The organism is Clostridium sp. D46t1_190503_E9 (assembly GCF_015555225.1).
GTDB lineage: Bacteria > Bacillota > Clostridia > Clostridiales > Clostridiaceae > Clostridium.
In genome coordinates this window covers 81,976-103,520 of sequence record NZ_JADNKB010000013.1, presented here as the reverse complement: position 1 = coordinate 103,520, position 21,545 = coordinate 81,976, and the positions used below count along the sequence as shown (strand labels likewise).

Genomic DNA, 21,545 nt, shown 5'->3' with positions numbered 1-21,545 from the left:
TTATTTCAATATTATTATCCTTAATACATATTTTTCTTAAATTATGACTAATAAAAAATTAAATATATTGTGATATTTCACAAATAAAATAATTTTGAATAAAAAAATATAGTAAGCAGAAACTTACTATATTTTTCGAACTATCTTTATATATACTTTTCTAATTTAAATATCTAACACTTTTATAAGACTTATCTTACCTTAACAACTGATAATCTATGCAATGCCCTAGTACACATTATATATTTAATTAAATTGTCGGTATTTTCATCAAAATCAACAATTATTACAGCATCAAATTCTAACCCCTTAGCATAATAAGATGGTATTAATACCTTTCCACCCTTATACACTACATCTCCACCATTGAATGCCAATATACTTGTATACTTTTTAAGTTCTGGAGATATAAGGTTTAATTCTTCTTTTCCTTTTGTTATTATTGCTATATTTTCATATTTTTCTTCTTGATAATCCTCTAATAAATTTAATACTACATCTATTAAATCTTCTTCATCATCTTTTGAAACTGTTGTTTCTAATACATCAAACTCACCTTTTCTTACAAATGGAACAACTGCATTTTCATCTAAAAGCTTACTTGCATATTCCATTATTTGATAAGTTGATCTATAGCTCTTCTTTAATTCAAACAAACTAAAAAATCCACCAAAGACTTCTTTTAATTTAAGCATAGCAGGTACTTCTTCCGCTTTCATAAGTCTTTGATTTGAATCTCCAACGATAGTATAACTCCTACATCCTGTTAACTCTTTTAAAACTAGGAACTGTAGCATATTATAATCCTGAGCTTCATCAATAACTATATGTTTTATTTCAGTATAAGATTTTTTCCCATCTAATTTTATCATTAAATATAAGATACCAGCTAAATCTAAATATGAAAGAGTTTCGATATTTAAAAATCCTTTATATATATCTATAATGCTTTCATTTTCTATCCAATTTTCTATTTCAGCCTTAGATTTCATAACTTCTCTTACTATATCTCTTATCGCAATTCTTCTTCTGAATTCAATATTATTTTCTTCAATTACTAACTCTTCAGCAGATAGCTTTGATTTTTCTTCTTGTGCCTTTAAATTGATTTCTCTTACTTTTTCGTCTCTCTTATCTTTTATCTTTGAAAATAATATTCTCTTTATTTTTTGACTTCGTCTAAATATAGGCATATATTTATAATGCTTCTCAAAAAGCTCTTCTATTTCATCTATAGAAACTATTTCTTCATCTAAAAATCTTACTGTATCTATTTCAAAATAATTTTCTTCAATATCTTCTATTTTTTTATTAAGAGCTTCTATGAATCTATTTGATGACTTATATCTTATATCTTCAATTATTTCTTCATTACCTTTTAATACTTGTTCTAAATAAGATGTTATATCTCTTACAGGTTCATTTAATCCTATTTCTTTATATGCGAAAGATAAAAATGTTTCGTTAATAACTGCTGTTTCGCCTAAATTAGGTAATACCTCTGAAATATAATCCATGAATATGTCATTTGGTCCCAAAATAAGAACTTTATCTGTTAATTGCTCCCTAAAATTATATAAAAGATATGCAATTCTATGAAGAGCTATAGTAGTTTTTCCTGAACCTGCAACTCCATTTACAACCACAGCTTTGTTTCTATCAGCTCTTATTATTTCATCTTGTTCTTTTTGTATCGTATTTACAATATCTTTAAGTTTTTCTCCTGAATTTGATGACAGAACCATTTGTAATATCTCATCTTGTATATTTATATCAGAATCAAAATACCCCTCTAATTTAGCCTTTTTTACAATTAATTGTCTTCTTGATAATATATCTACTGGAATTTCTCCTTGTGGGCTTTTATAGCTAGTTTCTCCAATCATTCCTTTATAAAATAAAGATGCAACTGGTGCTCTCCAATCCACTATTACAGGATCATAACTTCCTTCTGGAGTTAATCCATATCTACCTATATATAACTCTTCAGAATATCCATCATCTATAAACCCAACTTTTCCAAAGTATGGTGACTCTTTAAGTTTAACAAATTCTCCTAGTTTTTTATCTATCATTTTGTATGATTCTTCTTTAATATATCTTTCGTGATCAAAATACTCCATTAACTTATCTTCATCATCTCTATATTCTTCGATATATTTTTTTCTATAATCAAGTATATATTCTGAAATACTTTTTCTCTTCTCTATATATTTTAAAGTTTCTTCACTAAGAATATTTAATGTATTTTTTAAGTTATCCTCTTCTTTTAATAATTCTATTTTATCCAAGAGCTGATCCCCCTTTGATTTTAAATTTATATTATTAAGAAAGAGTGTAACAACAAATCCTGTACACCCTTTCATTAATTTATCCATTTTACGTTATTTTAAACTTCTGTAATCTCTTCTACGTCTATAACTTCATTTGAATCTTCAACTTTTTTCTTTTTCTTATCTCTTAATTCTGGATACTTATCATAAACAAATTCCATGAATTCGTCACCAAATATAGTTTCTTTTTCTAATAGATACTCTGAAATTTTATCAAGTAAATCTCTATTTTCCTTTAATAACTTTCTAGTATTTTCATGACAAGTTTTTATTATTCTTAGTATTTCTTCATCTACTAAAGTTGAAGTTTCATCACTACATTCTCTTACTGCTCTTCCATCTAGATATCTATTTTGAACAGATTCTAAGGCCATCATATCAAATTTATCTGTCATTCCATAAATAGTAACCATACTTCTAGCAGTTTGTGTAGCTCTCTCTATATCATTTGAAGCTCCTGTTGAAACTAAATTAAATACTTCTTCTTCAGCAGATCTACCACCTAGCATAACCATTATTTGACTTGTTAATTCATCTCTTGACACTAAGTATTTTTCTTCTTCTGGTAATTGCATTGTGTATCCTAATGCTCCCATCGTTCTAGGAACAATAGTTATCTTATGAACTGGATCTGTTTTTTCTAATAATGCAGCAACAAGCGCATGACCTACTTCATGGAATGCCACTACTCTCTTTTCCATAGGAGATAGAATTCTATCTTTCTTTTCTTTACCTGCTATTATAACTTCTACAGCTTCTCTTAAATCTTCTTGCATTACAAATTCTCTACCATGCTTTACAGCTCTTAAAGCTGCTTCATTTACTATATTAGCAAGATCTGCTCCTACTGCTCCAGGAGTGCTTTTTGCAATTTCTTGTAAGTCTACATCATCTCCAAGTTTTACTCCTTTAGAGTGAACTTTTAGTATATCTATTCTTCCTTTTAAATCCGGTCTATCTACTATTACTCTTCTATCAAATCTTCCTGGCCTTAATAACGCCTTATCTAATATTTCTGGTCTATTTGTAGCTGCTAAAACAACTATTGCTTTAGTTGAATCAAATCCATCCATTTGCGTTAATAATTGATTTAGTGTTTGTTCTCTTTCATCATTTGTTTGAATTTGAGAATCTCTACTTTTACCTATAGAATCTACCTCATCTATAAATATGATACACGGAGCATTCTTTTCTGCTTCTTGGAAAAGATCCCTTACTTTCGCTGCTCCCATTCCCGCAAACATCTCTACAAAGTTTGATCCTGATATTGATAAGAATGGAACATTTGCTTCGCCCGCTACTGCTTTTGCTAATAATGTCTTTCCCGTTCCTGGAGGACCAACTAAAAGAGCTCCTTTAGGAAGTTTAGCACCTATTTCTGTGTACTTACTAGCATTATTTAAATAATCTATTATCTCTTTTAATGATTCTTTAGCTTCATCTTGCCCTGCCACATCATCAAAAGTTATTTTTATATCATTTTCTTTATAGATTTTTGCATTACTTTTTCCCATTCCCATCCCCATCATAGGAGATGATCCCATTTTTCTACCAATTCTTCCAGCTATAAATCTAAATATAAAGAAAAGTATTATCGGCATTACTATCCAATTTAGAATAAAGTCTACTATAAAATTATTTTGTACAGGCTCACCTTTAAACTCTACTCCAGATTCATTTAAAATATTTATTAAATTAGGATCATCAACATTGCCAGTATATAATAATTTTCCTGTTTCTTTAGTATTTTCATCACTTTTAGGCAGTATTTTTATTTCTGTAGATGAAATTACAACACTTTCTACTTGCTTATTTTCTACCATATTTAAAAATTCATTATAACTTATTTCTCGAGTTGTCATAAGATTTTTAGTCGAAGTGAATGCGTATAAAAACAGAAATGCCATTACTGCATAGAATAATGTATGCTGCTTTTTATTATTGTTATTATTTTCTTCTGTATTCTTATTTTCCATTGCTCTTCCTTTCCTTGTATATCTATTTTATTTTACCAATTTGATCAAAAGGATACACTTTTATTTGAGCTTTGCCACTTATATCTTCTCCATCAATATATGGATTAATCCAGTACCTAGAGTCTTTTGACCAAAGTCTGTTATCTCCTAAGAAGAAGTATTTTCCTTCGGGTACTTCATACTCTCCATTAAAATTGTCTTCAGCACCTATATAATCTTCTTGTAACTCTTCTCCATTTACAAATACCTTACCATTTTCTATTTTTATTTTATCTCCTGGTAATCCTATTAACCTTTTTATTAATGACTCTTGAAGCTCTTCTGAGTTGAATACTATAATATCCCCTCGTTTAAGCTTTTCTAAATTATATACTCGTGTAACAAAAAGTCTATCTCCAACATTCAATGTAGGTACCATTGATTCTGATGGAATTAAAACTTTAAATAATAGAAATTTATTTATAAGAAAAGCTAATATTATAGCTGAAACTATTGGAATTCCCCATTCACTAATAAAATTTTTTTTAGAATCACTATCTTTCTTACCTTCTTCTATATCAATTCCTTCATTTATATTATTACTCTCACTCATTCTTCCCATAATCCTTTCATCATAGTATTAATACTTTCACGTCTTAATTTAGTAGCTTTTTCATCTATAAAATAGAGGTTATCTTTTTTAATTAAAATATCCCCTTCTTTTACATTTCCTATTATATCACTTTTTTTGACATTAATTAAATTATCATATTCTATCTCTAACACAACATAATCGCTCTCAATTCTATCAACTATATATTCCTTTTTCTCCATAATGCTCCTGTTATTACTCACCTCGCTTTTTTAGCTTATATTCTAGTATATCATATTTGTTGAAAATTTAAATAGAATATATATTATTAAAAATAGGGTAAATGATTTTCATTTACCCTATTATTTATACTAATATTATACTTCATTAATTAATAATTCTTCATAATTTTGTCTTTTACATACAACTTTTGCTTCACCATTTCTTACAAATACAACTGCTGGTCTTAAATTTTTATTATATCCACTAGCCATAGAAAATCCATATGCTCCAGTTGATAGAACTGCAAGTATATCTCCACTTTCTGCTTCTTGAAGGTTTATATCTTGTAATAAAATATCTCCAGATTCACAACACTTACCAGCTACCGTAACTTTATCCTCCATACTTTCACTTGCTTTATTAGCTACTATAGCCTCATATTTTGCTTCATATAAAGCAGGTCTTATATTATCTGTCATGCCACCATCTACAGCTAAATATTTCCTTACTCCTGGTATTTCCTTAATTGATCCTATATTATACAAAGTTGTTCCTGCATTAGCTACAATTGATCTTCCTGGTTCTATTGTCAAAATAGGTTTTTTAAGTGATAATTTACTGCACACTTCATTAACTCTATTTAATATAGTATCACAATATTCTTTTGTTTCTTTTGGCTTATCGCCTTCTGAATAATAAATTCCAAATCCTCCACCTAAATCTAATTCTTCAATCATATAACCTGTTTCTTGTCTTATAGTATTTATAAAATTTATCATCACTTCTGATGCATCACCAAATGGCTCAGTCTCAAAAATTTGTGATCCTATATGACAATGAAGCCCTACTAATTCTATATTTTGTAATTCTAAAGCTTTCTTTACAGCATCCATTATTATATTACCTACTGGTGCAAATCCAAACTTTGAATCTATCTGTCCAGTTTTAATATAGTCATGAGTATGAGCTTCTATTCCTGGTGTAAGTCTTAAATAAATCTTTTGAATCTTATTATACCTTTCGGATATTTCATTTATCTTTGCCATTTCCCATAGATTATCTACTATAAACCTTCCTACTCCCAATTTAATTCCAAGCTCTATTTCTTCTAAAGTCTTATTGTTCCCATGAAAATATATCTTCTCCATAGGAAAGTTAGCCCTATATGCTGTATATAGTTCACCCCCAGAAACAACGTCTAAATAAAGCCCTTCTTGATCTATAAGCCTGCACATTTCTAATGTCAAAAATGATTTTCCTGCAAAAGCTACTCTATTATTCTCAGAATTAACCTTAAAATATTTTATATAATCCCTACAATTATCTATTAAAAGTTGTTCATCCATTACATACAACGGTGTTCCATAATCTTTTACTAAATCCCTTGCCTTTACGCCCCCAATTACTAAATCATTTTCTTCTATTTTGCTTGCCCCAAATAATCTCATATAATCTCCTCCAAATATACTTTCATTAATTATAAAATAAAACCACTATGGTTATCCATAGTGGCAGATTTCCTTAAGTGAAATTAAAGCTATAAAATATTTAGCATATAATAATAAAATTAATAATTTATAATTATTGCCTGTAGCTCTCCACTTTCGTGACAGTTGCACACATGTTATATGTACAACCAAAAATAGATTCTTGCAATAATCTATTTCTTCGGCTATTAATCCTTTCTTTATAAATCATCACTTTGCAAAGCTCATTATAAATACTATTAATAACAGCACCTCTACCCTGATAATTAGCCATATATATTATTATACATCTTTTGTTATATTATTCTACAACTTTATGAATTTATAAATTATTAATTTTAATTTTGATCTCTATATTTATCCATTAGGCTTCCCATCACATCGCCAGATGGTGGTGGAGTATATGTTATTGCATTTGCCCCAGCCTCTATAGTTCTCATTATAGTTTCTTCTGTCGGTCCACCAGTTGCAATTATCGGGAATGTAGGAAATTGCTCTCTTATTTTCCTCACAATGTTAGGTGTATTCTTACCTCCAGAAACATTTAATATTGTTGCCCCAGATCCAATCCTTTCAGCAACATTTTCACATTCAGAAACTACAGTTACAATTACAGGAATATCTATAGTTTCTCGTATTTTTTCTATAATTTCATTTGCTGTAGGAGCATTTACAACTACTCCCATTGCACCTTTAAATTCTGCATCTAAAGCCAAATTAACTACTCTTTTCCCTTGAGTTATTCCGCCACCTACGCCACAAAATACAGGTACATCTGCTGCCATAACTAAGGCTTGTGTTATAAGTGGTTGAGGAGTAAAGGGATATACTGCTATTATAGCATCAGCATTGGTATTTCTTATTATGGCAACATCTGTAGTAAATAATAATGACTTTATTCTTTTTCCAAATATTTTTATTCCACTACAATCTCTTATACAAGAAGGTACTTCTATAACATGACTTCTTAATAATCCTTTTATCTCTGGTACTTGTTTAATTTTCTTCCCATCCATACCAAACTCCTCCTATTTTATATTTAACTCTAATTTTTTTAAGCTATAATTATATTATACTACCTCAAATATATATTAAGATACATATAACTAAATAATTTTATTAGATTAATTCATTTTTATCAATATATTTATTTTAATTTTTAACATAAATAATAATTTTGAAAAATGTTTATATTTATTCAAAATATAAAAAAGAAACTTTTCTGTATTATAGCTTAGATGGAGAATGTGAATTATATGGAGAGCTTTCTTTAGTTGGAATTATGATAAATAAGGCTGAAATAAATTATAATGATAGAACTTTATCTGTTAAAATATATGAATCTGATTATTAAGCATTATGTAATTAAAAAACAGTAAATAGATTTATACATAAATCTATTTACTGTTTTTTAAACGCCTCGATTTGCTTTAATTTCCTTCTACAGCTATTCCAAAGGCTCTACTATTTATATAATCATTTATATACTTTTAGCTTCTCTTATCTCCAAGACCTTTTTTACAACCCTTGTACCAATTATATCCTCTTTCATTTCCTCTAATGCATCTGCTAGCTTACTCCAACCCATACCTTCTACTTCATCGGATTTATTAATTTCACCTGAAACAAAATCTGCCATGAATGTTATCATTAAAATTTCCTTATCTTTTACATAATCAGAACCCATATATGTAATATTATTTATATCAATTCCAGCCTCTTCTTTTACTTCCCTATAAACTGCTTCTTCTGCTGTTTCATTATTATCTACATATCCCGTTAACAATACCTTAGAATTTTTGTATATATAACTTTGCTTCAATAATAATATTTCATCATTCTTAATTATTGCCACCATTATACATGGCTTTGGAGTATCAAAAAACATCACATCGTCATGAGAACAATACGGTACACCGCCTTCATCCCAACTATACTTTTCTTCTAATCCTCTACCGCATAAAGGACAAAATTTGTACTTCATAATACACCTCTTATTTAACTAAATAACTATTTTTCTAAATAACAACTCAAATATATAATCTATTATTTATATATTTGAGTTAAATATATAATCTTTCTTTAAACTTATATCTTATATCTTATATAGTAATTATAATATTATATCAACTTTTTTATATATTTCAATTCCATCTTTTTCAACCTTACAGTTATATGCCATTATATCAACATTATTTTCTTTTGCTAATCTTAATGCATTTCCAAATTCCAAATCAGTTATATCGTTAGGCGAAAAAGTATTAACATTATCTAATTGAATTAAAAATAAAATTCCTGCTCCAAATCCTTGTTTTTTTGCTTCTATTAGCTCTGATATATGCCTTGCACCTCTCTCTGTAGGAGCATCTGGAAATCTACAATGTCCGTTATCCTCTAAGGTTACTCCTTTCACTTCTAAATAATATACTTCACTATCATCTTCTGTGGATAACTTAAAGTCAAATCTACTTTTACCAAAGGTTTTTTCTCTATTAATTTTAGTATATTTATGTAAAGTATCAATCTTTTTATTATTTAAAGCCTCATCAACAACCTTATTAGGTATCTGAGAATCTATACTAATTAATATATCCCCTTTCATTGCTGCAATTAAATCATATTTTGTTTTCCTACTAGGATTTAATTCTTCTCTTAAAAATACTTTTGTTCCTTCTTTTAAGATTTCTCTGCATCTTCCTGTATTTGGAACATGAACTACTATTTCCTCTCCATTTAATATGACATTTGCATTAAACCTATTAGGCCTACTTTTAAATATTGCTTCATATATATTCTTATTATATTTCATATTTTTCTCCTTAAACAAAATCACAAATGTAATTTCAACATTTTTTTTCATATATTTTATCCACAGCACTTCTAAAATCATAAGTTGTCCACAGGTAAAATTATTAAAGCTCTTATTTTTCCTATATTTATAGTATTATTGTAACATTATCCACAGTTTTTATCCACATTTTGTACAAACTGTGCATAACTATATTTTGTTACCCAAATTATAAAATTATTAACTGTTACATTCTCCTACATATATTAGTGTTCTTCATCAAAAATCATCATATTGTTACAAACGTATATTCTTTCCATATATATTGTGTCAATACCTTTTTAAAAAGTTTTCAACAGTTTTTCCAAGTTGTCCACATTTTGTGGATAACTTTCCACAGTTTTAACACTTTTCCACTTGTTAATGTTTATTTACACAATAAATATTCCTTTAATCTTTTTAATACCGTATATTATATATTTCTATCTTTTATACTAATGTAAAAGATTATACTATTTTTATAATTTTATTTAATGAAAATAGCTTTATAATAAAATGACAGTAGGTAGATTTGTATAAAACACTTCTTCCTACTGTCATTCTTATTTAACCTATTGCTTTTATAATTTAAATTATCTATTTTGTAGAATAACTATTTTTATAGTATGACATCAAATACTGAATAGCTAATACAAATGGTCCAACTAATGCTGTTATTATAGCCCAAATTAATTTATTTTGGCCTTTTTCTTCCGCTAATTTATATGATGCAAATACTGATGCTATTAATAAAAAAATAACCATAATTTTATTTATTTTCTCCCCTATAATTAATTACTTTCCTTAATCAATTTAATTCTACATAATTAATATATTGTTTTCAATAAAACTATGTTGGCAAAAAAGTAAACTCTTTGTGAATAAGTAACCTAATATTCATTTTTAATATTAAAAACTCTTATCTATTAACTGTATAAGAATAAAGTAAGATATAAAAAATTTTTATATCTTACTTTAAATTACTCTACAGTTGGTAGCGAACTTAAATTATTATTTTCACTTTGGTCTGGAAGACTTCTTAAATATTCTTCACCTTTCTTTGAAACTCCAACTGCAACTCCAGATATTTGACCATTCTTAGCCATTTTAACGCCTTCTTCTTTTGATACTCTTTCGCCATTTGAAAGTTCATATCCTACTACTTCTCCAGACTTCTTAATTAAAGCCTTTATTGACTCTGCATCACTATTTGGTGTTGGTACTTCTTTATTTATATTTATAGGTAGTCTTCCAATCATTCCATCATTTTCTTCATTCATAATAACACCTCCATTTGGTTATAGTGTTATTTTATCCATTAGAAATTCTTTAATACAAATCTACTTGCATTTTTATTTTAAAATGCTTTCTGCTTGTTCCTTAAGTAATTCTATATTATTATCTGCATCTACAGTAGTAAAATTGTATACTTCTTTAAAGTTATAAAAGTAATTTGCAATCGCAATCTTCTTTGATCTAGAAATACTTAATACTGAAGCTAGATTTTCTAAGAAATCTACCTCTTCATCTTCATACTCCCCATCAACCAATGCTAGTCCAACTAATTCAAAATATACAATTGCTTTTGCCCTATCATTAGATTTTCTTATTATTTCTAAAACTTCATCATATCCCATATGATGCACTTCCGAATCACTTAATCCTAATTCTTCCTTATACTCTTTTAACAGAACTTTTTCTTCTTTAGCAAATTTATTATCTACATCAGCAAAAATAGAAACTAAGTTTATAAAAGCTATAGATTCTTCTTTATTTAACTCCTTCAAAAACATCTTATCAATCCCCCCTTACAATATAATTCCTTATTTAATAAAATTATCCTTTATTAAATTATATATAATATCTAATATATTTAAAACCCATTATTTAAAATATGTACATACCTTCTTCCCTAGTCGTACTTAAATTTCCTAATTAAACAATTCATATATATCTTTAAATCTTTGCTCTTCTACTTTATTTCCAATTAGTCCATTAAACTTACTTATCATTAAATATACTTCTTTATTATATGGATCCATCCCTATTATTTCCTTCAATAATTCATGTATTTTATTGTATTTATCCATATCATTTTGAGCTAAAAGGCTTCTTACTTCTGCTATAATTAAATCTAAATTACTTTCATTTTTGTTTTGTATACTTTTCCCCTCTATTTCATCTAACACAATGTTTATTCTGTCAGGTGAAAATGGCTTTTGAAGATATACTACTGCACCTAACTTAGTACATTCTATTGCGTTCTTTACTGTTGCAAAAGCTGTCATTATAACAACAGGGCAATTTATTCTAATCTCTTTAATATTTTTTAACACTTCAGTTCCACTTATTCCTGGCATCCTAATGTCTAAAAATATTAAATCTATTACTTCATTTGTATTATTTATTATATTTAACGCCTCTACTCCACTATCTGCTGTGATTACCTCGTAACCCCTTAATTCTAAACAAGTACTTAATAATATTCTTATATTCTTTGTATCATCAATTACCAAAACTCTTTTCATATAATCACTCCTAAACTACTTCTTTAGGATAGTGGAATAGTAAATATAAATTTACTTCCATATCCAACCTTACTTTCGCACCATATTTTTCCCCCATGTATCTCTACAATCTCTTTTGCTATAGATAATCCAAGCCCTGTACTCTCTTCTGGTATTTCAAATCCTTCTACTCTAACAAACCTCTCAAATACTTTTTCTAAATAATTACTTGGAATTCCTCTTCCAGTATCTGTTACAGATACACATATATTATTTTCTTTAATATATCCATCTATTTTTATAGAACCTTTTTCTGTATATCTAACAGCATTAGATAGCAAGTTATTCAATACCCACTTTATTTTCTCTTCATCCATCATAACATCAGGCAATCTTTCTTCTAAATTTAATTTCAATTCTATTCCCTTCTCTTTTGCTAAAGGAATAAAATTATACAAGCAATTCTTTATTAATTCTTTAATATCATTATTTCTTATATTAAAAGAAGTCTTGTTTGATTGGATATGTGATATCTTTAATAAATTTGATACTAAATCATTTAATTTCTGTACATCTTCTTTTATAGTTTCTAAAATTTCTCTTTGCTTGCTATTTAATGATCCTATATTACTATCATTTATAAGTCCAACTCCCATCATTATTGATGTCAATGGCGTTTTTAATTCATGAGATATTGTCCCGATAAAATCTGCTTTTATAATTTCTAATTCCTTCAGTCCAGTTATATTCTTAAATAATACTACTACCCCATCAATCTTCTCTTCTGATCCTTTTATTATAGTTGAAGTTATATTAAAAAAATATTTTTTATTATTTCTTTTTATTTCAATTAATTCCTCTCTATTTTCACTACCTTTATTAATAGATTCCTTTATATATTTGTAAACCTTAGATAAATTTATGACTTCAAAGAAACTTTTATCAATGCAGTGTTCTTCATCAATATTAAAGAAGCTTTTTCCTTCATCATTTATAAATTTAATTCTAAATCTATCGTCCAACAATATTATCGGATCTGATATACTTTTAATTATGCTTAAAGATCTATTTTTTTCAGCGACTAAATTTCCCTCTGTGCTCTTTTCAAAATCATATAATCTATTTGTCATATTATTAAATTCTTTTGCTAATAATCCTATTTCGTCATCATAGATTACAGGTGACTGCTTATTTAAGTCTCCTGCCTTTACAGATTTTATTGTATTTATTAATAAATGTATTGGATTGAAATATCTATTGGTAAAGAACATAGCTATTGATCCTCCAATTATAGCTCCTCCAAGTGATATAAATATAATGAAGTATATGGATGATTCTGAACTACTTCTAAGAGCACCTTCTTTTTTAAGCATAATATCTTCATTTAATTCAAATAATTCTTTCAAACTTTTATTTAGCAAATCTATTTGTGGTGATATTTTTTGATAGTAAATTTGAACTAATTCATCATGATTTTGGCCATTATTATAATCTTGTAGCCCAGAAAACAACTTACTAAACTCTATATATTGAGAGTTTATTCTATCCACTAATTCTAATTCTCCAGGCTCCGTTATATTACTTTTCTCAACATAAAACCATTTATAAAATTCATCATCAGTTGCATGAAATAAATTTAATGCTTCATCTTTATTTCCTTGCAAGTATATTAATATAGCCTTATCCTGACTATTAATACAATCAATCATCTTGTTACTTGTATTAATACTTTTATAATTATTAGTAATTAATCCATTTGTAGATTTATTAATATTATACATATTAATAACTGCAAATAATCCTACCAATATAATTATTATTACAAGGATACTATATATAATTGTAAATCTTTTTTTTAAAGAGTTAATCATCATTTTAACCTTCCAATTTTAAAATATTGTTCTTTGATTATATTAATTATACATAATACACAAATATATATTCCACAATTATTTTTTTCTTTTATAAATTTGATCATATATAATTCAATTATTCCCTTGCCTCAATTAGAACTTATATATTTAAGTTTAAGAGATATATAGAATGGACATACTTTTTAAAGGTTTAAATATTAAATAAAATCTATAATCACATTTTAAAACTTTGAACTTTTACATTTTAATATATAAAAAGCTTAGGAATATTAGCTCCTAAGCCTTTCATATAATATTTTTAATAGTTTTCTGCAAATAATTCAAAGTATCCTTGTGGATGTAAGCATGCTGGACATACTTGTGGAGCTTCTTCACCTTCAAAGATATATCCACAGTTAGTACATTTCCATAAAACTGATTCATCCTTCTTAAATACTTTTCCTTCTTCTATATTTTTTAATAACTTATTATATCTTCTTTCATGCATATTTTCTACTTCTATTATTCTTTCATATGCTACTGCTACAGCTGGGAATCCTTCTTCTCTTGCTACTCTTGCAAATTCTGGATAATCATGAGACCATTCCTCATGTTCTCCTTTAGCTGCTGCTCTTAAATTTTTGGCTGTATCATCATATAAATCTACTGGATAACCAGCATTGATTTCTATAGCCTCTCCAGCAAAATCATCTTTTAAAAATTTATAAAATCTTTTTGCATGTTCTTTTTCTTGCTCTGCAGTCTCCATAAATATGTTTGCAATTTGTACATATCCTTGCTTTCTTGCTACACTTGAATAATAAGTATATCTAGTTCTTGCTTGTGATTCTCCAGCAAAAGATTTCATTAAATTTTCTGCTGTTTTAGTTCCCTTTAAACTCTTCATTTTATCCACTCTCCTACCTATAGATTTAGTTATTTAACCACTTTTCCATTATATTACATCTGAGATTAATTAGCAAATTGGATACTCAATAAATAACCTCAATAAATATTTTATTGTTGCTTTTTTCTAAATATTCCTTCATTTTTTCATTTCCTTAATTTATTTTTCTACCTTTAATTCATTTTTACTTACACTAATATCATTCATTATTATTACCATAATAATACATTTTATATACTTATCAAAAAAAAAAAAAAAATAGTTATAAGATTAAACTTACAACTATTTTTTATAATTAATTTTTATAATTAATTTTTATTTTTCTTTAATACCGCTAATACAATCATACCTACTAATGATCCAATAACTAAAGCACAAAAGTAACCTAATGGATTAGTTATAACTGGAAGAACAAATATACCTCCATGAGGTGCTCTTAAAGCACAACCAAAGAACATTGACAAAGCTCCTGCTGTTGCAGAACCAAGCACACAAGATGGTATCACTCTTAATGGATCCGCTGCTGCAAAAGGTATAGCTCCCTCTGTTATAAATGATAATCCCATAATATAGTTTGTTACTGCTGATTGCCTTTCTTTAGCTGTAAACTTCTTTTTAAAGAATGTAGTACATAAAGCAATGGCAAGAGGAGGTACCATACCACCAATCATTACTGCTGCCATAATTTCAAATTGTCCACTAGCTAATGATGCTGTCCCAAATACATATGCAGCTTTATTTAAAGGGCCACCCATATCAAATGCCATCATTCCACCTAAAACTGCACCAAGTAATATCTTACTACTCTCACCCATATTATTCAAAACATTAGTAATTCCATTGTTCACAGCTGCCACTGGTGGATTGATTATAAACATTATTATTGCACCGATCAATAAAATTCCAAAGAAAGGATACAATAAAACCGGTTTTAAACCTTCTAAGCTATTTGGTAACTTTTCAAACAACTTCTTCAATCCAACTATTAAATACCCTGCTATAAAACCTGCTATTAAGGCCCCTAAGAAACCCGAACCACCTTTATTAGCAAGCATACCCCCAACAAATCCTACTGCTAGAGCTGGTCTATCACCTATACTCATAGCTATATATCCAGCTAATATAGGTAACATGAAATCAAACGCTGTTCCACCAACTGTTTTTAAGAAGGCTGCGAATGGAGTATTCATACCAAAATTTGCTGGGTCAATGCTATAGTCATCAAATAAGAATGCTAAAGCTATTAAAATACCTCCGCCTATTACGAATGGTAACATATGAGATACCCCATTCATAAGGTGTTTGTAAATTTGATGCCCTATACTATCCTTTTCTCCTGATGATTCTTCTTCTGAAGTTTTTGCTCCATTATGGTGATAAATTGGTGCATCTCCTGCAGTAGCCCTATTTATCAACTCTTCTGCTTTGTGTATTCCGTTTGCAACTTTAGTTTGAATTACTTTTTTCCCTTCAAACCTTGCCATTTCTACTTTTTTATCAGCTGCAATTATAATACATTCTGCTTCATCTATTTCTTTTGCTGTTAATACATTTTTAGCTCCACCCGAACCATCAGTTTCTACCTTAATTGAAACACCCATTTCTTTAGCTTTTCCTTCTAAGCTTTCTGCTGCCATATAAGTATGAGCTATTCCTGTAGGACATGCTGTTACAGCTAAAACTTTATATCTATCTTTACTTTCAACTTTATCTTTATTTAACTTTTCGTTTTCAAAATCATCTATTAATTTTATAAACTGCTCTGCAGATTTTGCATTTAATAGTCCATTTCTAAAGTTTTCATTCATTAACATAGTTGATAATCTCGCTAAAACTTCTAAATGAAGATTATTTTCTCCATCTGGTGCTGCAATCATAAAAAACAACTTTGCTGGTTGCCCATCTAAAGAATCATAATCAACTCCATCATTAACTACCATTGCTGCTAATCCAGCATCCTTGACTGCACTTGTTTTAGCATGAGGTATAGCAATTCCATCTCCTATACCAGTTGTACTAAGTTCCTCTCTAGCTAAAACAGATTTCTTATATTCACCTTTATTATTTAAATTTCCTGATAAACTCATCAAATCAACTAATTTATCAATAGCTCCTTCTTTAGAAGTAACTTTAGGATTTATTGCTATAGATTTTTTATTTAATAAATCTGTAATTTTCATTTCAATCCTCCAAATTATAATATTTGATTCAACAATTCATAAACTTTTTCTTTTGTTGCTAATCCTTCTGAAAATGCACTTGCACTTCCAGTAGCAACACCCATTTTAAATGCTTCTTCTAGTCTATTATTCTTTAGATATCCAGCTATGAAGCCCCCTACCATCGAATCGCCAGCTCCAACTGAATTAATTAATTTTCCTTTAGGTACATCTGATTTAATTATTTCATCATTTTCTGTTACAAGTATAGCTCCATCACCTGCTCTAGAAATTAAAACATTTTTGGCTCCCATTTCTCTAAGCTTTTTGGCATAAGTTACTATATCTTCTTCATTTCCTATGGTAGCATTAAACAGTTCTGCTAATTCATGATGATTAGGTTTAATTAAAAATGGTTTGTATTTTAATACATTTAACAAAAGCTCACCCGTTGCATCAACAATAAACTTTATACCCTTATCAGATAATCTTTCCATTATTACTTCATATATATTTTTAGGAAGAGTTGCTGGAATACTACCTGCTAAAACTAAAATATCCTCCGCTTTTAATAATTCTAGTTTTTCATATAGTTCCTCTAGATCCTTATCTGAAATACTAGGACCTTGACCATTTATTTCTGACTCTTCATTAGATTTTAATTTAACATTTATCCTAGACATTCCATTACTAAGCTTTATAAAATCAGTTTTGCACCCAAAAGCTTTAACTTTATTCTCTATTTCCTCTCCTGTAAAACCTGCTATATATCCAAGAGCTACATTCTCTACATCTAAATTCTTTAACACTATAGAAACGTTTATCCCCTTACCTCCAGCGTAAACTTCTTCATAAAAAGTTCTATTTACTTCACCTAATTTAAAGTCATTAACTTTTACTATGTAATCTAATGCTGGATTAAAAGTTATAGTATAAATCATAGTTTTAAAACCTCCACTATTTCTGCTTTATTACAATAACTAGCATTCTCTAATATTGTTGTTATTATTACTGCTTCATCTATTTCTCCAAAAGTTATGCAACTAATCTCATTAAATTTGGTTTTATCCGCCAAAATATATGGGCTTCTGGTTCTTTTTAATGCCTCTTCTTTAACTAATGCTTCTTTTATATCTGGAGTAGTATATCCTCTATAGTCAGATATACCATTTGTTCCGAAGAAGCCCTTTGTAAAATTATATTTTTTTAAGCTATTTACTGCTTCTACTCCAACTATTGCTTCAGTTGCAGCTTTTATCTCTCCTCCAAGTATATAAGTTTTAAATCCATTACTTATTAATTTATTTGCTTGATTTATTCCATTAGTAACATATATTGCTTCTTTCTCTTGTAAAAAATCAATCATTAAATTTGTTGTTGTACCTGAATCTATATATACAAAATCGTCTTTTTTAATAAGAGTTGCTGCATATTTTGCAATAATAGCTTTATCATCAATATTTAGCGTTTCCCTTATAGATACTAAATCATCTTTAGTATGAAACTCTCTTTCTAATGTAGTTGCCCCACCATGAACCTTTTTCAATTTTCCGACTTCATCTAGAAAATTTAAATCTCTCCTTATTGTAGATTCCGAAGTGTCTAGCATCTTTACAAGTTCATTTACATATACTACAGATTTTTTTCTAATCTCTTCTAATATAATCTTATGTCTTTCTTCAGTTAACACCAACATCACTCCCAACTAAATAATACAACTTTTCAAAATCAATTTCAACCACTTTCGTTCATTTTCATTCATTTTCATTCATTTTCATTTATATAAATATATTTATAACCACTTACTTCATAATTATCTATATTTTATGCTATTTAAAAAGAAAAACCTTAAGGATTTTATTCCCTAAGGTTTATTTTCGTGTAATTAATAGCAAAATATACTTTATCTTTTTAATTCAATAATATTTTCGATTAACCCCTTACATCTTCCACAAGTAGTTCCTGCTTTAGTTACTTCCCCAACTTTTTCAACTGTGTCTGCACCATTATTAACCGCATTTACTACGTCTTCTAATGATACATTATTACAACCACATACAGAACCTAAAATTGATTGAATTTGGCTTGTACAACCGCCACAACAAGTTGCAGCTCCAGTTTGATCCATTATTTCATCTAAAGTTCTCGCACCACTTTTCATTGCTTTTCTTATATCTAAATAACTTACATTTCTACATCTGCAAATCTTTCTATCTCCAGCCATAAGATCCTCCAAAAATTAAATTTATATCCTTAATATTATATATCGATAATATCTATTATTCAATATATTTTATTAATTAATTTTTTTTATTCCCATCGTCTTGTTTAGGTATTAATTTATTGCAATAAGAGCATTTTAATGTTAGAATTTACGTGATAAATATTATTTATTGAGAATTCCTTCCAATAAAAGTTAATGTTTATAAATGTTAGAAAAAGGGGTGCATTATATGAAGCAAGAATGGATCAATTTTAAAGAAGGTCAATGGACTAAATCTGTTGATGTAAGAAACTTTATACAATTAAACTATACTCCATACAATGGGGATGATAGCTTTTTAGTTGGTGCTACAGATGCTACAAAAAAGTTATGGGATGAGGTTAGTGAATTATTTACAAAAGAAAGAGAAAATGGTGGGGTTTTAGATGTTGATACTGAAACTATTTCTGGTATTAACGAATATAAGGCTGGATATATAGATAAAGCTTTTGAAAAAATAGTTGGTGTTCAAACTGATGCTCCATTAAAAAGAGCTGTAATGCCTTTTGGTGGTATTAGAATGGCTGAAAATGCTGCAAAATCTTATGGCTACGAAGTAAGCCCAAGAATTTCAGAAATATTTAGTAAATATAGAAAAACTCACAATCAAGGTGTTTTCGATGCTTATACTGACGAAATGAGATTAGCAAGAAAATCTGGTGTTATCACAGGTCTTCCTGATGCTTATGGTAGAGGAAGAATAATTGGTGACTATAGAAGAGTTGCTCTATATGGAGTAGACAGATTAATAGAAGATAAAATTGCTCAAAAAAAGAGCTTAGAAGTTAGATGTATAGATGAAGATATTATTAGATTAAGAGAAGAGCTTTCTGATCAAATAGTTGCTTTAAAAGAATTAAAAGGATTAGCTGAAACTTATGGTCTTGATATATCTGGACCAGCTAAAAATGCTAAAGAAGCTATTCAATGGTTATACTTTGGATTCTTAGGTGCAATAAAGGACCAAAATGGTGCTGCTATGTCACTTGGAAGAACTTCAACTTTCTTAGATATATATATTGAAAGAGATTTAAAATCAGGATTAATTACTGAAGAAGAAGCTCAAGAATTAGTTGACCATTTCGTTATGAAATTAAGACTTGTTAAATTCTTAAGAACTCCAGAATATAATGATTTATTCTCAGGAGATCCAACTTGGGTTACTGAGTCAATTGGTGGTATGGGATTAGATGGAAGAACATTAGTTACTAAGAACTCTTTCAGAATTCTTAATACACTATATACTTTAGGACCATCACCAGAACCTAATTTAACAGTACTTTGGTCAACAAGATTACCTCAAGGATTTAAAGATTTCTGTTCAAAGGTTTCTATAGATACAAGTTCAGTTCAATATGAAAACGATGATTTAATGGCTCCTTATTGGGGAGATGATTATGCAATTGCTTGCTGTGTATCTGCTATGAAAGTTGGTAAGCAAATGCAATTCTTCGGTGCTAGAGTTAACTTAGCAAAAACTTTACTTTATGCTATAAACGGCGGAAGAGATGAAAAGTATGGAATGCAAGTTGGTCCAAAACTAGCTCCAATAACTAGTGAGTATTTAAATTACGAAGAAGTAATGGATAAATTTGAAATAATGACGGATTGGTTAGCTAACCTTTATGTTAATACTTTAAATGTTATTCACTACATGCATGATAAGTATTCTTATGAAAAGTTACAAATGGCTTTACATGATAGAGACGTATTTAGAACAATGGCTTGTGGTATTGCTGGATTATCAGTTTGTGCTGACTCACTTTCAGCTATTAAATATGCTAAAGTTAAACCAATAAGAAATGATGAAGGTATCGCTGTAGATTTCGAAATCGAAGGTGATTTCCCTAAATACGGAAATGATGATGATAGAGTTGATGATATAGCTGTATATCTTGTTGAAAATATGATGAATAAAATAAGACAAAACAAGACTTACAGAAATGCTTACCATACTCAATCAGTATTAACAATAACTTCAAATGTTGTTTATGGTAAGAAGACTGGTACTACTCCTGATGGAAGAAAAGCTGGAGAACCATTTGCTCCAGGAGCTAACCCAATGCACGGAAGAGATAACAGCGGTTCATTATCATCATTAAACTCAGTTGCTAAATTACCATACGAGCATTCACAAGATGGTATATCAAATACTTTCTCAATAATTCCAGATGCTTTAGGAAAGAATCCTGAAGATAGAATTAGAAACTTAAGCTCATTAATGGATGGATACTTTGGTCAAAATGCTCATCACTTAAACGTAAATGTATTTGATAGAGCAACTCTATTAGATGCTATGGATCATCCAGAATTATATCCTCAATTAACTATAAGAGTTTCAGGCTACGCTGTAAACTTCATTAAGTTAACAAGAGAACAACAATTAGATGTTATAAATAGAACATTCCATAAATCAATGTAATTTATTTGGGACTTAGTA

20 protein-coding genes and 1 riboswitch are annotated in these 21,545 nt (G+C 28.5%); of the genes, 2 read left to right on the top strand and 18 right to left on the bottom strand.

Annotated elements, in window-relative coordinates; translation table 11 throughout:
* Nucleotides 1-191 precede the first annotated feature (191 nt).
* The 6 genes from I2E83_RS14675 to I2E83_RS14650 form a co-directional block, all read right to left on the bottom strand.
* The gene (locus I2E83_RS14675; protein WP_195430713.1) at nucleotides 192-2,291 is read right to left on the bottom strand and encodes an AAA family ATPase; all 2,100 of its coding nucleotides are present in this window, start codon (nucleotides 2,289-2,291) and stop codon (nucleotides 192-194) included.
* Nucleotides 2,292-2,389: 98 nt separating this feature from the next.
* A complete protein-coding gene (gene ftsH, locus I2E83_RS14670) occupies nucleotides 2,390-4,309 on the bottom strand; it encodes an ATP-dependent zinc metalloprotease FtsH (RefSeq protein WP_195264380.1) in 1,920 nt (639 codons plus the stop codon).
* Nucleotides 4,310-4,331: 22 nt separating this feature from the next.
* Nucleotides 4,332-4,901 carry a signal peptidase I gene (gene lepB / locus I2E83_RS14665; RefSeq protein WP_195264465.1) on the bottom strand — a complete coding sequence of 190 codons (570 nt, stop codon included), beginning with the start codon at nucleotides 4,899-4,901 and terminating at the stop codon, nucleotides 4,332-4,334.
* A complete protein-coding gene (locus I2E83_RS14660) occupies nucleotides 4,898-5,122 on the bottom strand; it encodes a DUF3006 domain-containing protein (RefSeq protein WP_195430712.1) in 225 nt (74 codons plus the stop codon). Before I2E83_RS14660 ends, lepB begins: the two co-directional genes overlap by 4 nt.
* Before the next feature lie 135 nt (nucleotides 5,123-5,257).
* Complete coding sequence (lysA, locus tag I2E83_RS14655; protein WP_195264382.1) at nucleotides 5,258-6,550, bottom strand: diaminopimelate decarboxylase; 1,293 nt, start codon at nucleotides 6,548-6,550, stop codon at nucleotides 5,258-5,260.
* 135 nt (nucleotides 6,551-6,685) lie between these two features.
* Nucleotides 6,686-6,854, bottom strand: a riboswitch (Lysine riboswitch).
* A gap of 73 nt (nucleotides 6,855-6,927) precedes the next feature.
* Nucleotides 6,928-7,605, bottom strand: a complete 678-nt coding sequence (locus I2E83_RS14650) for a hydrolase (protein WP_195264383.1) — start codon at nucleotides 7,603-7,605, stop codon at nucleotides 6,928-6,930.
* A 161-nt stretch (nucleotides 7,606-7,766) separates the two neighbouring features.
* On the opposite strand from I2E83_RS14650, the gene I2E83_RS14645 reads away from it, so the two are divergent.
* Entirely contained in the window at nucleotides 7,767-7,943 is a 177-nt protein-coding gene (locus tag I2E83_RS14645; RefSeq protein ID WP_195264384.1) for a hypothetical protein, read from the top strand.
* A 126-nt stretch (nucleotides 7,944-8,069) separates the two neighbouring features.
* Here the strand turns inward: I2E83_RS14645 and I2E83_RS14640 are convergent, their stop codons facing one another.
* The 12 genes from I2E83_RS14640 to I2E83_RS14585 all read right to left on the bottom strand — a co-directional run bounded on the left by I2E83_RS14640 (nucleotide 8,070) and on the right by I2E83_RS14585 (nucleotide 19,066).
* Nucleotides 8,070-8,573 carry an NUDIX domain-containing protein gene (locus I2E83_RS14640; RefSeq protein WP_195264385.1) on the bottom strand — a complete coding sequence of 168 codons (504 nt, stop codon included), beginning with the start codon at nucleotides 8,571-8,573 and terminating at the stop codon, nucleotides 8,070-8,072.
* A 129-nt stretch (nucleotides 8,574-8,702) separates the two neighbouring features.
* Nucleotides 8,703-9,398 (bottom strand): DNA/RNA nuclease SfsA, encoded by a 696-nt coding sequence (gene sfsA, locus I2E83_RS14635; RefSeq protein ID WP_195430711.1) that lies wholly within the window; start codon nucleotides 9,396-9,398, stop codon nucleotides 8,703-8,705.
* A gap of 615 nt (nucleotides 9,399-10,013) precedes the next feature.
* Nucleotides 10,014-10,181: a hypothetical protein gene (locus I2E83_RS14630; RefSeq protein WP_207733804.1), complete on the bottom strand. Its 168-nt coding sequence runs from the start codon at nucleotides 10,179-10,181 to the stop codon at nucleotides 10,014-10,016.
* A 215-nt stretch (nucleotides 10,182-10,396) separates the two neighbouring features.
* Complete coding sequence (locus I2E83_RS14625; protein WP_195430710.1) at nucleotides 10,397-10,696, bottom strand: DUF3892 domain-containing protein; 300 nt, start codon at nucleotides 10,694-10,696, stop codon at nucleotides 10,397-10,399.
* A gap of 72 nt (nucleotides 10,697-10,768) precedes the next feature.
* On the bottom strand, nucleotides 10,769-11,209 hold the full coding sequence (locus I2E83_RS14620) for a hypothetical protein (protein ID WP_195264388.1): 441 nt from the start codon (nucleotides 11,207-11,209) through the stop codon (nucleotides 10,769-10,771).
* 138 nt (nucleotides 11,210-11,347) lie between these two features.
* Nucleotides 11,348-11,944 (bottom strand): response regulator, encoded by a 597-nt coding sequence (locus I2E83_RS14615; RefSeq protein WP_195430709.1) that lies wholly within the window; start codon nucleotides 11,942-11,944, stop codon nucleotides 11,348-11,350.
* Between the two features lie 23 nt (nucleotides 11,945-11,967).
* Nucleotides 11,968-13,797 carry an ATP-binding protein gene (locus I2E83_RS14610; RefSeq protein WP_195264390.1) on the bottom strand — a complete coding sequence of 610 codons (1,830 nt, stop codon included), beginning with the start codon at nucleotides 13,795-13,797 and terminating at the stop codon, nucleotides 11,968-11,970.
* Between the two features lie 298 nt (nucleotides 13,798-14,095).
* On the bottom strand, nucleotides 14,096-14,683 hold the full coding sequence (rbr, locus tag I2E83_RS14605; RefSeq protein ID WP_195430707.1) for a rubrerythrin: 588 nt from the start codon (nucleotides 14,681-14,683) through the stop codon (nucleotides 14,096-14,098).
* Between the two features lie 308 nt (nucleotides 14,684-14,991).
* A complete protein-coding gene (locus I2E83_RS14600) occupies nucleotides 14,992-16,863 on the bottom strand; it encodes a fructose-specific PTS transporter subunit EIIC (protein ID WP_195430704.1) in 1,872 nt (623 codons plus the stop codon).
* Between the two features lie 14 nt (nucleotides 16,864-16,877).
* Nucleotides 16,878-17,783 (bottom strand): 1-phosphofructokinase, encoded by a 906-nt coding sequence (pfkB, locus tag I2E83_RS14595; protein ID WP_195430703.1) that lies wholly within the window; start codon nucleotides 17,781-17,783, stop codon nucleotides 16,878-16,880.
* The gene (locus I2E83_RS14590) at nucleotides 17,780-18,532 is read right to left on the bottom strand and encodes a DeoR/GlpR family DNA-binding transcription regulator (RefSeq protein ID WP_195430702.1); all 753 of its coding nucleotides are present in this window, start codon (nucleotides 18,530-18,532) and stop codon (nucleotides 17,780-17,782) included. The genes pfkB and I2E83_RS14590 overlap by 4 nt, the downstream gene beginning before the upstream one ends.
* A gap of 213 nt (nucleotides 18,533-18,745) precedes the next feature.
* Nucleotides 18,746-19,066, bottom strand: coding sequence for a (2Fe-2S)-binding protein (locus I2E83_RS14585; protein ID WP_195264395.1), 321 nt, complete (start codon nucleotides 19,064-19,066; stop codon nucleotides 18,746-18,748).
* A 229-nt stretch (nucleotides 19,067-19,295) separates the two neighbouring features.
* Between I2E83_RS14585 and pflB the strand changes: the two genes are divergently transcribed.
* The gene (pflB, locus tag I2E83_RS14580; RefSeq protein ID WP_195264396.1) at nucleotides 19,296-21,527 is read left to right on the top strand and encodes a formate C-acetyltransferase; all 2,232 of its coding nucleotides are present in this window, start codon (nucleotides 19,296-19,298) and stop codon (nucleotides 21,525-21,527) included.
* Nucleotides 21,528-21,545 lie beyond the last annotated feature (18 nt).